13 protein-coding genes are annotated in these 13300 nt (G+C 60.7%); 6 read left to right on the top strand and 7 right to left on the bottom strand.

Translation table 11 applies throughout. The features are described 5' to 3' along the window. Positions 1-110: 110 nt before the first annotated feature. Entirely contained in the window at positions 111-770 is a 660-nt protein-coding gene (locus MJQ68_RS16160) for a transposase (protein ID WP_238752195.1), read from the bottom strand. A 99-nt stretch (positions 771-869) separates the two neighbouring features. Here MJQ68_RS16160 and MJQ68_RS16155 point away from each other — a divergent pair, with 99 nt between their 5' ends. Then, entirely contained in the window at positions 870-1643 is a 774-nt protein-coding gene (locus tag MJQ68_RS16155; RefSeq protein ID WP_238752194.1) for a glutamate--tRNA ligase family protein, read from the top strand. On the opposite strand, the gene MJQ68_RS16150 is transcribed toward MJQ68_RS16155, so the two are convergent. Beyond that, on the bottom strand, positions 1644-2567 hold the full coding sequence (locus MJQ68_RS16150; RefSeq protein ID WP_238752193.1) for a YihY/virulence factor BrkB family protein: 924 nt from the start codon (positions 2565-2567) through the stop codon (positions 1644-1646). An 87-nt stretch (positions 2568-2654) separates the two neighbouring features. Between MJQ68_RS16150 and scpA the strand changes: the two genes are divergently transcribed. Then, positions 2655-4712 carry a methylmalonyl-CoA mutase gene (gene scpA / locus MJQ68_RS16145; RefSeq protein ID WP_238752192.1) on the top strand — a complete coding sequence of 686 codons (2058 nt, stop codon included), beginning with the start codon at positions 2655-2657 and terminating at the stop codon, positions 4710-4712. 3 nt (positions 4713-4715) lie between these two features. On the opposite strand, the gene dnaX is transcribed toward scpA, so the two are convergent. The 3 genes from dnaX to MJQ68_RS16130 all read right to left on the bottom strand — a co-directional run bounded on the left by dnaX (position 4716) and on the right by MJQ68_RS16130 (position 7483). Further along, on the bottom strand, positions 4716-6485 hold the full coding sequence (dnaX, locus tag MJQ68_RS16140) for a DNA polymerase III subunit gamma/tau (protein WP_238752191.1): 1770 nt from the start codon (positions 6483-6485) through the stop codon (positions 4716-4718). Positions 6486-6662: 177 nt separating this feature from the next. Next, positions 6663-6989 (bottom strand): hypothetical protein, encoded by a 327-nt coding sequence (locus tag MJQ68_RS16135; RefSeq protein WP_238752190.1) that lies wholly within the window; start codon positions 6987-6989, stop codon positions 6663-6665. Next, positions 6986-7483, bottom strand: a complete 498-nt coding sequence (locus MJQ68_RS16130) for a SixA phosphatase family protein (RefSeq protein WP_238752189.1) — start codon at positions 7481-7483, stop codon at positions 6986-6988. Before MJQ68_RS16130 ends, MJQ68_RS16135 begins: the two co-directional genes overlap by 4 nt. A 101-nt stretch (positions 7484-7584) precedes the next feature. Between MJQ68_RS16130 and MJQ68_RS16125 the strand changes: the two genes are divergently transcribed. From MJQ68_RS16125 to MJQ68_RS16110, 4 genes are all read left to right on the top strand, one after another. Further along, positions 7585-8271: a response regulator transcription factor gene (locus tag MJQ68_RS16125; protein WP_238752188.1), complete on the top strand. Its 687-nt coding sequence runs from the start codon at positions 7585-7587 to the stop codon at positions 8269-8271. A 15-nt stretch (positions 8272-8286) separates the two neighbouring features. Continuing rightward, positions 8287-9348 (top strand): sensor histidine kinase, encoded by a 1062-nt coding sequence (locus MJQ68_RS16120; protein ID WP_238752187.1) that lies wholly within the window; start codon positions 8287-8289, stop codon positions 9346-9348. 161 nt (positions 9349-9509) lie between these two features. Then, a complete protein-coding gene (locus MJQ68_RS16115; RefSeq protein WP_238752186.1) occupies positions 9510-9911 on the top strand; it encodes a BlaI/MecI/CopY family transcriptional regulator in 402 nt (133 codons plus the stop codon). Further along, positions 9904-11898 carry a M56 family metallopeptidase gene (locus tag MJQ68_RS16110; RefSeq protein ID WP_238752185.1) on the top strand — a complete coding sequence of 665 codons (1995 nt, stop codon included), beginning with the start codon at positions 9904-9906 and terminating at the stop codon, positions 11896-11898. Before MJQ68_RS16115 ends, MJQ68_RS16110 begins: the two co-directional genes overlap by 8 nt. Here MJQ68_RS16110 and MJQ68_RS16105 read toward each other — a convergent pair. Both MJQ68_RS16105 and MJQ68_RS16100 read right to left on the bottom strand, forming a co-directional pair. Then, on the bottom strand, positions 11895-12662 hold the full coding sequence (locus MJQ68_RS16105; protein WP_238752184.1) for a menaquinone biosynthetic enzyme MqnA/MqnD family protein: 768 nt from the start codon (positions 12660-12662) through the stop codon (positions 11895-11897). The two genes, MJQ68_RS16110 and MJQ68_RS16105, sit on opposite strands and share 4 nt — an antisense overlap. Continuing rightward, positions 12656-13288: a histidine phosphatase family protein gene (locus tag MJQ68_RS16100; protein ID WP_238752183.1), complete on the bottom strand. Its 633-nt coding sequence runs from the start codon at positions 13286-13288 to the stop codon at positions 12656-12658. The genes MJQ68_RS16105 and MJQ68_RS16100 overlap by 7 nt, the downstream gene beginning before the upstream one ends. Between the last annotated feature and the right edge of the window lie 12 nt (positions 13289-13300).

Genomic DNA, 13300 nt, shown 5'->3' with positions numbered 1-13300 from the left:
GTGGTAGTGCTTGTGTGTCATCATTGAACGGTGAAGGTAAAATGTAGCGTATCTACACCGGCACTGTCGTGCACTAAAGTAAAAGGTCGAGGGCCTCCGGTCCGAGGTACCTACTCTGTAAAGTGAGACAAGTAAAGCGGGTTCACGAAGGTGCCTGGCCAGTCCTGCCACCGTTCCACTAGATGTGCCTTGACGGGATTATTCAGTACATACCACATAGCCGTCAGAAACTTGCCGTCGCGAACGGTACGATCGAAGTACTGCCGTTCCCAAAAGGGCTGCCCCGAGCGTTGAAGCAGCTTATTAGCCTGGCCAGCCGTGAAGGTTTTGTGTCTACTCATCAGCTGACCTATCGCTAAGGATTCTTGACGGTTTATGTTACTGACGATCGCATGTACGTGGTTGGACATTAAACAAGCTGCGTATAGGACGAGCTCCTTTCGTTGGTGTAGAAACTGCCAAGAGGCAAGAACAGTATCGCGCAGTTCGGGCTGTCTAAGGTACATCGGCCCACTACCGGATTGGTGAAGGGTATGCTCCATTTTGGCTTCTACCATACGGTCTATGCGCGCCATCTCCTGCTTGGATGCCTCCGCGAAGTGCTGATCGGATAGCTTGCCAAATTGACGCTTCATATCAGCCGTGGCCGACCGGCGGAGCAGTTGTATGCGTTTGAGTTCGGCCTGGGGGATGCTGCCGTATAGCCGGTAGTTGATGTGTACGGGAGTGATGCCTACGGGGAAGTGTGAGACATTGCCGAGCCTATCCATAAGGGCGTGTTTGATGTAAACATCCGTGATCTGTGTGTATTTTCTATATCGAATACTGCTTCTCATCTCGGACCGGAGGCCACTCGACCGTTGATTTGTATGACCCGTATAGCCCCCACGCCCTCCGGCTACCTTCACCTCGGCAACGCCGCCAACTTCGCCGCCAACGCGCTGCTGGCCGCGCGCACCGACGGCCGGCTGCTCCTGCGCATCGATGACCTCGACCGCGCTCGCGTCCGTCCGGCCTACCTGCAGGACGTGTTTGATGTGTTAGACTGGCTGGGGATCGAACCTACGGAGGGACCCAGAGATGTAGAGGATTTCACCGCCCACTGGTCGCAGGAACACCGGATGCCGTTGTACCGCGCCGCCCTGGAGACCCTCCGCACCCGTACCGCGCCTAACGGACCCCAACTGTTCGCCTGCCCCTGCTCCCGCAAAGAACTAGCTGACGGTGTCCACTTCTACGACTGTCCCACCGCCGGTATCGCACTGGCTGCGCCACAGGTGGCCTGGCGGATCGATACCCGGGGACTACCCCTACATGCGCAGATGCCCGACTTCGCCGTACGTAAGAAGGACGGTCGGCCAAGCTATCAACTAGCCTGCACGGTAGATGACTACCACTACCGGATCACGACCTGCGCGCGGGGGGAAGACCTGCGGGCCAGTACCGCGGCGCAGGCAGTTGTGTCGGATCTGCTCGGATATCCTAAGCTGGAGGAGCGGATGGATGTTATTCACCACCCCTTGCTGCTGCATGATGGCGGAAAGCTCTCGAAGAGTCAGGGGGCTGGTGGGGTACGTGAATTAGGGGTAAGTCGAAAAGAGGTATTTGCCATCGCGAAAGCGTGGTTGCACCTGCCCCGATAACTATACCTTGATCCCATCCACCTTACGTACCTCCTTAACAATACGCACGGCATTTTTATCCGGTCGGATGGGGAAGCCGCGGCGCTTGGCCCAGGTGGCGGTAAACTCCGCTCCGAGGAAGAGGATCTGACTGTTGTAGTACGTCCACACGAGCAGCGTAACCAGCGCACCGGCGGCCCCGTAGGTACTGCTGAAGTCGGAGTTGCCGATGTAAAAGCCGATCAGAAATCGGCCCAGACCGAAGAGTAGGGCGGTGAAGATGGCCCCAGCCCAGATATCCTTCCAGCGTGCTTTAGCATCGGGCAGGTAGCGGAATAGCAGGGCAAAGATGACGGCCGTGACGGCGGTGGCCACTACCCAACTTGTGACAGCTAGTACAACCGGCCCCAGGGCGGGCACCATAGCGGCCAGTTTATCCATGAAGCCGATAATCAGTGCATTCACGACCAGGGTGGTCATGAGCAGGAAGCCCAGACCGATCACGAAACTGAAGCTGAGCAGGCGGGTGATGAGGAAGCCCAGAATGTTGTTGGCCGGACGGGCCTCGATCTCCCAGATCCGGTTTAGACTGGTCTTGAGGGTAGCGAATACCGTGGTAGCCGTGAAAACCAGGGTAGCCACACTAAGCGCAGTAGCCCACAGGCTATCCCCCGTGGAGTAGGCATTACTGACAATCTCCTGCAGGGTCTCGGCGGCGTCCGGTCCCAACAGCCCCTCGAGCTCCCCGTAGAGCCGTCCCGTTACGGCCTCCTCTCCCATGAAGTAGCTGGCCACTGCGATGGCCACGACCAGCAGGGGCGCGAAGCTGAACACCGTATAGTAGGCCAGCGCAGCACCCAGGGTGAAGGCGTCGTCCTTACCGAAATTGGTGAACAGGTCTTTGGTAAACCCAACGATGCGTTTAAAAATATTTTCCTGCGCCACGGTAGCTGCTTTGCTAACTGTAAAGCGTTGCCGCGCCGGCTTGTTCGCCGTTGCCGGAATGTGTAATTTGCCCACGACCCGTACCCTATGTCCCGACCCGAATTTCCCCACCACCCCGACCACCAACTCGGCCGGATCTCCCAAGCAACTACCACCCCAACCGCCCCCCAGGTAGCCGGCCACCCCCCCTACCGCCGCGGTCCCTACGCCAGTATGTACGTAGGCCGGCCCTGGACGATCCGCCAGTACGCCGGCTTCAGTACCGCCACCGAGTCCAACGCCTTTTACCGGCGTAACCTGGCCGCCGGCCAGCGCGGACTCTCCGTAGCCTTCGACCTGGCCACCCACCGGGGCTACGACAGCGATCACGCCCGGGTCCGCGGCGATGTCGGCAAGGCCGGCGTAGCCATCGATACGGTGGAGGATATGGAGCGGCTCTTCGATGAGATCCCGCTGGAGAAGATGTCCGTGAGCATGACCATGAACGGTGCCGTGCTGCCCATCATGGCCTTCTATATCGTAGCTGCCGAGCGGCAGGGTGTGTCCCCGGACCAGCTCGCCGGCACCATCCAGAACGATATCCTCAAGGAGTTCATGGTGCGCAATACGTACATCTACCCCCCGGCCCCCAGTATGCGGATCGTGGCGGATATCTTTGGCTACACCGCCCGGCACATGCCGCGCTTCAACAGCATCAGTATCAGCGGCTACCACATGCACGAAGCCGGCGCCCCCGCTGCGGTGGAGCTGGCCTATACATTGGCCGATGGACTAGCCTACGTGCGCGCCGGGGTGGCTGCCGGACTCGACATCGACGACTTCGCCCCCCGCCTCAGCTTCTTCTGGGGTATCGGTATGCAGCACTTCACCGAGATCGCCAAACTGCGGGCAGGCCGCCAGCTCTGGGCCGAGCTGATGGCCGAGTTTCAACCCAAGAACCCGAAGAGTTCCATGCTCCGTACCCACTGTCAGACCAGCGGCTACAGCCTTACCGAGCAGGATCCCTACAACAACGTAGCTCGCACCTGCATCGAAGCCCTGGCCGCAGTTTTCGGTGGCACACAGAGCCTGCACACTAATGCCCTGGACGAGGCCATCGCCTTACCCACCGACTATAGTGCTAAGATCGCCCGTGACACCCAGCTCTACCTCCAGCACGAGCTCGGGATCACCCAGGCCGTCGACCCCTGGGGCGGCAGCTACGCCGTAGAAGCGGAAACCGACCGCCTGCTCGCCGAAGCCCGCACGCTCATGCAGGAAGTCGAGGAAGCCGGCGGTATGGTCAAGGCCATCGAGACCGGTCTACCCAAACTCCGCATCGAGGAGGCCAGCGCCCGCAAGCAGGCCGCCATCGACTCCGGTCGCGAGCAGATCGTAGGCGTCAACGTGTTCCGCACCAAGGAGGGGGCCGACTTCGACCTGCTGGAAGTAGACAACGACCGGGTCCGCGAAGAACAACTCGCGCAGATCGCAGGTGCACGCAGCCGCCGCGATGCCACCACCCATCAGGATGCCCTACAGGCCCTCAAACTGGCCGCCCAGGGAGACGATAACCTGCTGGCCGCCGCCGTCACCGCCGCCCGGGCCGGAGCCACTCTCGGAGAGATCAGCAGCGCCCTGGAGGAGGTTTTCGGCCGTTACCGCGCTACCCATCAGCTCATTAGCGGTGTCTATGCCGGACACTCCGACGCCGGTCGCCTGCAGGCGGTACGCAAGCTATCGGACCGCTTCGTCACCGCCTACGGCCGCCGGCCCCGCATCCTGATCGCCAAACTCGGACAGGACGGGCACGACCGCGGCGCCAAGGTCATCGCCTCCGGTTTTGCTGACCTGGGCTTCGATGTAGATGTAGGCCCTCTCTTCCAAACCCCCGCCGAAGCCGTACGACAGGCCGTAGAGAACGACGTTCACCTACTGGGCATCAGCTCCCTGGCTGCAGGACACAAGACCTTGGTCCCCGAGGTCATCGCCGAGCTCGCCGCCCAGGATGCGGCTGATATTCGTGTGGTCGTCGGCGGGGTGATCCCTCCGGCGGACTATGAGTTTCTGCGCCAGACTGGCGTCGTGGGCATCTTCGGCCCCGGCACGAATATCGGTGCGGCGGCGGAGGAGTTACTGGATCTGATGCTAGCGGAGCGGGTATAGCTCCTACTCCTCCGGCCGCAAATCGAATCGCCGCCGCAGCTCCTCCAGCGCCGGATTCTTATCGCGCATCGCCAGAAATTTGTCCTTGGCCGTCAGCCGCTTCTTGGTCTTGGTCTGTACCGGTTTGAGACTCTCGTCCTCCTCCAGCGTCATGGCCAGGTTGGGTCGGGCAAATACCTCCCGCAAATAGGCGATCAGCGTACTATCGTCGCGCAGAGAAGCCAGCGCACGCGAGGAGCCCAGTTTGACCTTCAGCTCGTCGTCTCCCTCCACCAGCGGCAGCGCCTGTTTCATAAACAGCGCCAGGGTAGTCTCCTTATGCTCTAGGATGAAGGCATCCCAGGCACCGCGCAGGGTCTCATCGTCGAGTTCGGGCAGATCCCCGAGGGGTACGGTCGCCTCCAGTTCTTCGGCCGCTTCGGCTAGCATACTGCCCATGTCAAGGGCAGCGAAGGCCGTTGGCGTGGGTGGGGTAGGGGCCGCGTCGGGTACGGGCTGTAGTTCTTCTACGGGGGGCGTTTCTTCCAGCGCGGGTTCTTCCTCTAAATCTGGCTCCATGGGGGTGCCTGGGGCAGTTTCGCTTACCTCCTGAGGTGATTCGTCAGCTGGAGGGAGGGGCGCGGCCGCAGGTGCGGTGTCGGCTAGCGCGGGCGTGAGGTGGACCGGCTCGTTGCGGAAAGCCCGGCGGATGGTCACCATGCGCAGCAGACTCATCTCTACGTGAAGCCGCTTGTTTCGGGCTACCTTGAAGTGGAGGTCGCAGTCGTTGGCCAGGTCGAGCACGGTTAGCAGTAGGTCGGGAGGGGCGATGGCAGCCTGCTGGTGGTAGCGGGTGCGTAGGCGCTCACCTACTTCGAGAAGCTTGAGGGTGGCGGGATCCTTACAGACCAGCAGGTCGCGTACGTGAGCGGCCAGTCCGTTGAGAAATAGATCCTCGTCGAATCCCCGGCGCAGCACCTCGTCGAACAGGAGCAGCATGCCGGCGCGGTCCTCGGTCAGCACATAGTCCACCGCCCGGAAGTAGTAGTCGTAGTCGAGTACGTTGAGGTTCTCGATCACGGCCTCATAGGTGATCCTATCCCCACTGAAGCTCACGATCCGGTCGAAGATAGACAGTGCATCCCGCAGTGCGCCGTCCGCTTTCTGGGCAATGATGTGGAGAGCTTCCTCATCTGCCGTGATACCCTCCTGCGTACAGATCCCCTGCAGGTGTTCGATGATGTTATGCGGCTGGATTCGCTTGAAGTCGAAGATCTGACAGCGCGACAGGATGGTAGGGATGATCTTGTGCTTCTCCGTCGTAGCCAGAATAAACACCGCGTAGGAGGGCGGCTCCTCCAGCGTCTTCAAAAAAGCATTGAAGGCCTGGGTCGAGAGCATGTGGACCTCATCGATGATGAACACCTTGTACTCCCCCTGCTGCGGTTGGAAGCGCACCTGCTCGGTCAGGGCCCGGATGTGATCCACCGAGTTGTTGCTCGCCGCATCCAGCTCCGTGATATTGAGACTGGCATTGTTATTAAACGCCACGCAGCTGCTGCATTGGTTGCAGGGCTCATAGTCTGCCGTGCGGTTCTGGCAGTTAAGCACCTTAGCCAGAATGCGCGCCGAGGTCGTCTTGCCTACGCCCCGCGGTCCGCAGAACAAAAAGGCGTGTGCCAGGTGATCGGTCTGCAGGGCATTCTTCAGGGTCTGCGAGACGTGTTGCTGCCCCACCACCTCATCGAAGCGAACGGGACGGTACTTGCGGGCGGAGACGATGAACTTGCTCATTGCTGCAAAGGTACGGGAGTTGGGTCGCCTATCGGCTCGATAGACCCTACGGGGTAGATCGCCTTCGGCTTAGTAGACCCGGCTTCGCCGGGGTAGAGCTACCGCGTGGTTCGGTGTAGGGTGCAGCGTTCTACGCCGCTTTAGCGGTCTACCCCCGGCGCATCGCGCCTGGGTCTATTATTCTACCATCTTCCGCGCAATAAGCTCCCCAGCCCGCGAATACACCGTATCGATCCACTGCGGCTCCTGGCGGACGATCCACAGCAGGCTGTCGAAGGACCGGCGGGTGAGGCCGTGCTCGGCCAGCACGGATTCGTGGTACACCGCCTGCATGGAATCGCGTACCGCAACCGGGATCTCTGTGGTGATGGACTGCGCGAGCTGTAGGTCGGCGATCACTTCGGAAAGGGCCACGATGTCTACGGGGGGCGGACCGGGGTCCAGACTCGCACAGCTGGTGGCGAGGAGGAGCGGGAGCAGCAGCAGAAGCCGGACTACGGTCACTTTGCGTCTTTAGGAGAATAGAACAGCGTGCGCTTGGCTTCGGTGAGCTTCCACTTGGACCATTTCTTGGTATCCGCCTTGCTGCCGACAATGCCGCAGGTGGGGACATTGCCGATGTAGTCGTCGTTCTTCAGGGCGTTGGCGGCCTCGGTGTAGCCGGGGTTGTGGCCGAAGACCAGTACGGTGGACCAGTCATCGGGCAGCTGTTGAATGCAGCGTTCGATGGTCTTGGGGCCGGCGTGGTAGAGCTTTTTTTCCTTGAGCACGTGGTCCTTCCCCAGTCCGTAGGCTTCGGCGAAGGACTGGGCGGTCTGCCGAGCGCGCTTGGCGCTGGAGGTGAGGATGCCGTCGATCTTGACGCCTTCTTTCTTGAGGCGGGCGGCCATGCGGGGGGCGTCCGAGCGGCCGCGGCCGTTGAGGGGGCGGTCGTGGTCCTTGAGGTCGGGGTCGGCCCAGCTGCTCTTGGCGTGACGGACCAGATATACGTGCTTCACCTTGCTTAGTTCTGAGTGGCTTTACCTGTGCTTAACGCGGAATTAAGCTGCAAGCTATACACTTAGGCTAACTTTACCCCGCCCTAAACTCCCCCCACCGCATGCCCGCTACCCCGCCGAGGATACTTTTAGTCGATGACGAGCCCGATATTCTGGAGATTCTGGAGTTCAACCTGCGCAAGGAGGGCTTCGAAGTAGCCACGGCCGGCAACGGCGAGGAAGGCCTGAAACTGGCCCACGCGTTCCGACCCGACCTGATCGTACTCGACATCATGATGCCCATTATGGACGGCGTGGAGGTCTGCCGGCAACTGCGCACCGATACGAGCTTCGACAATACTGTCATCACTTTTCTTACTGCCCGGGAGGAGGACTACAGCCAGATCGCAGCCCTCGATATTGGCGGCGACGACTACATCACCAAGCCCATCCGGCCGCGGGTACTCATTAGCCGGGTCAAGGCCCTGCTGCGCCGTAACGCCCGCCAGGAGGAGGAAGCGGCCAGCGTGATCAGCATCGGGGACCTGGAGATCGACCTGGAACGCATCGTCGTACGCCGCAAGGATCAGACCATCGAGCTGGCCAAAAAGGAGTTCGACCTGCTGACCCTACTCGCCTCTAAGCCGGGCAAGGTGTTCAGTCGGGAAGAGATCTTCAATAAGGTGTGGGGTACGGACGTGATCGTAGGTAACCGCACCATCGACGTGCACATCCGTAAGCTGCGCGAGAAGCTCGGTGACCACTACATTAAAACGATCAAGGGCATCGGCTATAAATTCGAATTTTAACCGCCGCCGCGCCGCGTGCGATCCACCATGCTGAAGAACAGTACACCCCGGGAGATATCCATCCGGACCGCCGTCTACATCGGGCTGGCCACGGAGGCCGTGCTGTTGCTGCTCATGGCCCTGCCCGCAGTACCCTTCAGTTGGTGGCTGGCGCTCTGCCTTGCACCTGCGGCCGCGGCCATTAGCTACGGCATCGTGCTGGCTACGCTGGACCACTATATCTACCGCAAGATCAAGCTGATCTACAAGACGATCCACAATCAGAAGGTGGGCCACGACGTGAAGCGGGAGGGCATCGATCCCGACCAGCCGATCATCGAGGAAGTGGAGCAGGAAGTCGCCGAATGGGCCGAAAACCAGCAGGAGCAGATCGACCAGTACGAGCGCTTTGCCGAGTACCGGAGGCGGTACGTGGGCGATATCAGCCACGAGCTCAAAACACCCATCTTCAATATCCAGGGCTACCTGCATACCCTGATGGACCACGGCTACGAGGACAAGAAGATCACGAAGTCCTTCATCAAAAAGGCCGCCAAGAACGTGGAGCGGCTACAGACCATCGTGGAGGACCTGAGCGCGATCAGTCGCCTGGAGGCGGGCGATCTGATGTTCGACCCCGAGCCCTTCGACATCAAGGGGCTGGCCCAGGAGGTGATCGAAGAGGTAGACCTAAAGGCCCGCGAGGCGGGTATCACCCTGGGTTTCAAGGAGGGGGCCGGACAGGGCTTTATCGTGGAGGCCGACCGCGAGAGCATCCGGCAGGTACTCATCAACCTGGTCACCAACTCCATCAAGTACGGCAACCAGGGGGGGGCGACCCGCTTCGGCTTCTACGACATGGATACCTACATCCTGTGCGAGGTATCGGACAACGGCATCGGCATCCCGGAAAAGCACCTGCCGCACGTCTTTGACCGCTTCTACCGGGTAGACAAAAGCCGCAGCCGACAGAAGGGCGGCAGCGGCCTCGGGCTCAGCATCGTCAAGCACATCATGGAGGCCCACCAGCAGACGATCAACGTGCGCAGCACGGCGGGGCTGGGTTCCACCTTCGGCATCACTTTGGGAAAGGCATAGCCCCTCGTCCGCCGACGGTTGCGCAGCTTCCTTCGTCGGCCGAGGAGGTGGAGTGATCCTGCCCGTCGGCGGACGAGCAAAACTTCGTATAGCTCGGCCAACGACAGGCAAATTTGCAACTACGAACCATTTCGTATATATTTGTACGAAACTATTCGTACATGACGCCGACTGAAAGTGAACTCGCCATCCTCCAGGTCCTCTGGATCCAGGGACCCACCACGGTACGCGCCGTCAACGAAGCGCTCAATACCCTGGCTGCCCAGAGCGACCCACCGGATCGCGCCATCGGCTACACCACTACCCTCAAGCTACTGCAGCTCATGGCGGAAAAGGGCCTGGTGACCCGTGACGAGAGCCAGCGCAGTCACATCTATACCGCTGCCGCCAAGCAGGAGAAGACCCAGCGCAGTCTGCTCGGTCGCTTTGTAGCCAACACCTTCGGCGGCTCCCGCTCGGAGCTGGTACTGCGCGCACTGGGCGATGGACAGGCCACCCCCGAAGAGCTGGCCGAGATTAAGGATCTCATTACCCGCCTCGAAAACGACCGCACCCATGGCTGAGATCACCGCACTGGGCACCACGCTGCTCCACTCGCTCTGGCAGGCTACGTTGCTGGCCCTGCTCCTCTGGGGCGTGTCGCGCTACGGTACGCTGAGCGCGGCCGGCAGGTACCGCACAGCCTACGGCGCACTGCTGCTACAGCTCGCCCTGTCGGCGGCCACCTTCGCCTGGTACTATACGCCTACCGGCCACCTGGAGAGTTCCATGCAGCAGTACGTAATCGCTTACGTAGGCTTCCCCTCAGACACTTCCCCCGCCTACGACCGCTTCACCGATCCAGACTTCTGGATGACTGCGCTAGTTGCCTGCTGGCTGATCGCCGTATTCGTAGGTGCCCTGCGTTTGGCTATATCTTTTTGGCGCGTCCGCCGGATGCAACGTTCGTTCCGGGGGGCGGTACCCGAGCCGCTGCGCCGGACCGTACAACGGCTGGCCGACCGACTGGGCTACCGGGGTCCGCTCCACCTCCGTACCGGGGAGGGTATTACCGGGCCCATGCTCGTCGGTCACCTCAAACCCATCTTGCTGCTACCGATCGCGCTCGTCAATCAGCTAACTACCGAGGAGACCGAAACCGTCATCCTGCACGAACTGGCCCACCTGCGCCGCTACGATCACTACTTCAACCTGCTGCAGTGCCTGATCGAAGTGCTGTTTTACTACCACCCGGCCGTGCACTGGATCGGGGCCCGCATCCGCGAAGAACGCGAGCATTGCTGCGACGATCTGGTGCTGGCCTACGGACCGGGTAAGCTACCCTATGCCCGGGCCCTGCTGCACTACGGCGAGCAGGCTGCATCCGCAGAGACTGCCCCCGCCACGGTGCTCTCCCTAACGGATGGGGGCGGCCTACTGGCCCGCGTCCGCCGCTTCATTCATCACCAAGAACGCAACTACACCATGAACAACCGACTGTTTTTACTGCCCCTACTTGCCCTGCTGTGCCTAATCGCAACGGCCGTCTATACCCCGCAGCTAGAGGAGGTCATGGAGCCTCTGCCCGTAGCCACCACTCCCATCTCCGCACCCGCGCTCCCCGCCCCGGATACCCTGCCGCCGGGCACCCACGAAGTGACCAGAATATCGAACGGCAAGGTGACCAAGCTCAAGGTCGCAGACCGCGAGATTCAGGAGCTTGAGATCGACGGCCAGGCGGTGCCCCCCGACGAATTTGAAGAGAATGAAGCCTTAGCTGAAGAGCTCCTCGGTGTACAGCCGCCGGCCGAGCCCTTCCGCTTCGACAACGAATGGCACTTCGACTTTCCACCGGATAGCCTGCACCGGATCGCCGAGCGGGCGCTAGCGTCGGTGGGTAGGGCTAAGTGGTTGACGCACTCATTGGACAGCCTGCAGTGGATCGCCAATCAGGCGCTGGAGTCCGTAGATATGGAAACTATGATGCGAAATGCTACGGCCGATACGAGTATTGTAATTAATAATTTCGAGGGGGGATTCGAGCAGGACACATTCATCAGGCTTTACATGAATACGCCGCGGGAACTGATCAGCAAGCGGTCATATTTGATGGGAATCCGTGACGGTGTTCTCCAGAGCCTCCGACAGCAGGGAATCACCGGGCAGCGGCTGCGGGCTCTGCAGGAGGCAAGGTTTAGTGACGAGGCGATCGAACGGCTCAATGATCTACGTGAACTACGCGACTTGCAGGAGGAGCTGGAACAACACCTGGAGCGTATGCGTGAAGAACTTGAACCTGAATCCGGCGAAGCGCAGGGGGCACTCACTCCCAACCCCTCTCTCGACCAAATGGAGAATCAGCTCGGAGCGCTGATCCGTGAGCTGCAGTTAGAAGGTATTATCGACAATGAGCCAGTGAAGAAGCTTCGCGCTGAGCGCAACAGCCTTACCATCAACGACAAAACGTACGGTCGAAACGTCGCCAGGGAGTTCGAACAGCGCTACCGTGCCGTCGTCGGCTCGAGCTTCAGTCGTGGAGGAAGCATTACCCTCAGTATGCCCGGAAGCTAGACGACCAGAGCCGCAGCGACATAGTCCAAAAAACGATCCATGCCCCTGCGCTTGCCCTGATCGAGGATGTAGTCGATGTGGTGGGTGAAATAGTCCGTGAGGTCGAAATCCGGACTGGGGGAGGGGAGCAGGAGCTGCAGCTGCGGCAGGTGATCAAGACCTTCCTTCAGGGCGGCGTTGAAGTCGGCAATGAAGGATTTCGGTAGCTTCTTGGTGGTCACCCAGGCGGCGAAGACGAAGGGAAGTCCGGTGTGATCCTTCCAGGCTGCGCCCAGGTCGTAGACGTACTGGAAGCGCTTATCGAGTCCGATCGTACGGTCCCCGATGACCAGGCCGCCAATGCTGCCGTTGATGTGGTCGATGTAGCCGTCTTCGGCATCCAGGAAGGTGACCTCGTGCTGCCAGTACTCCTCCAGCAGCAGGCGGGTGAGCATGACGGAGGTGCGACTGTGGTGATCCAGGTATACGTGGGTCATCTCTTCCAGCGGTACGTCGCCGTATACGCAGACGGTGGCCACGGCCCCGTCCGCTCCGATGCAGTAGTCGCTGATGATCTCGTAGTAGGGCAGCTCGGGCAGTACGGCTACGGGCACCAGGGCAATGTCCGCTTCCCCCTCCACCAGTTGCCGGGCGCACTCGCTCGGGATCGCCAGGTCCATCGCCAGCGTGTCGCTGATGGGACTACGCAGCAGGCCGTACAGCAGCGGCTTCGTATTGAGGTAGCTGACGGCCACCAGGCGGTGCGGTGCGGACCGGGCTACCATTTGCCGAGGGTTAGGGGTTCGGGGATGTGGGTGCGGTCGTTCTGCAGGCTGAATTTGTACAGTCCGTCGGGCTGCAGTTCACCGATCCAGAGGCCTAGGTTATGGTGCACCAACTCGTTCATCATGCTGATGGGCCTACCCATCATCAGTGTTACCAGGGCACACATCGCGCGGCCGTGGCTACAGATCAGGAGCTTGTCTTCCGGGCGGTCGCTCAGGTGGGTGATGAAGCGCTGCAGCCGCTCATTGAGCTCCCGGGCACTCTCGCCGCCGCCGATGCGACCGTCCAGCTCGCCGGCGGCCCACTCGTCCTTGACGCGCTTGTACTCGGCGATGCTTTCCTTGGTGCCGGCCTTACCCTCGTGGCTGCCCCAGCAGATCTCGTTGATGTCGATGTGCTTTTCCCAGGGTATGCCGTCGTCGATGAAGCCCTGTACGGTTTCCCAGCTGCGCTTGAGTACGCTGGTGAGTACGACATCGAAGTTCGTGTCTTTATAATGCCGGTAGAAGTGGCGCGCCTGCGTCTCCCCCGTGTGGTTGAGGCTGGCGTCGACGCCGCTGCCCTGCACGATGCCGCGTAGGTTGTAGTCGGTCTGTCCGTGGCGGACGAGGTAGATGGTCTTCATAGTTTGGTAGTG

Origin of the sequence: Neolewinella maritima (assembly GCF_923081025.1) — a bacterium.
GTDB classification, from domain to species: domain Bacteria; phylum Bacteroidota; class Bacteroidia; order Chitinophagales; family Saprospiraceae; genus Neolewinella; species Neolewinella maritima.
The sequence above is the reverse complement of the archived record's forward strand: the minus strand, read 5'-3'. Positions and strand labels throughout refer to the sequence as shown.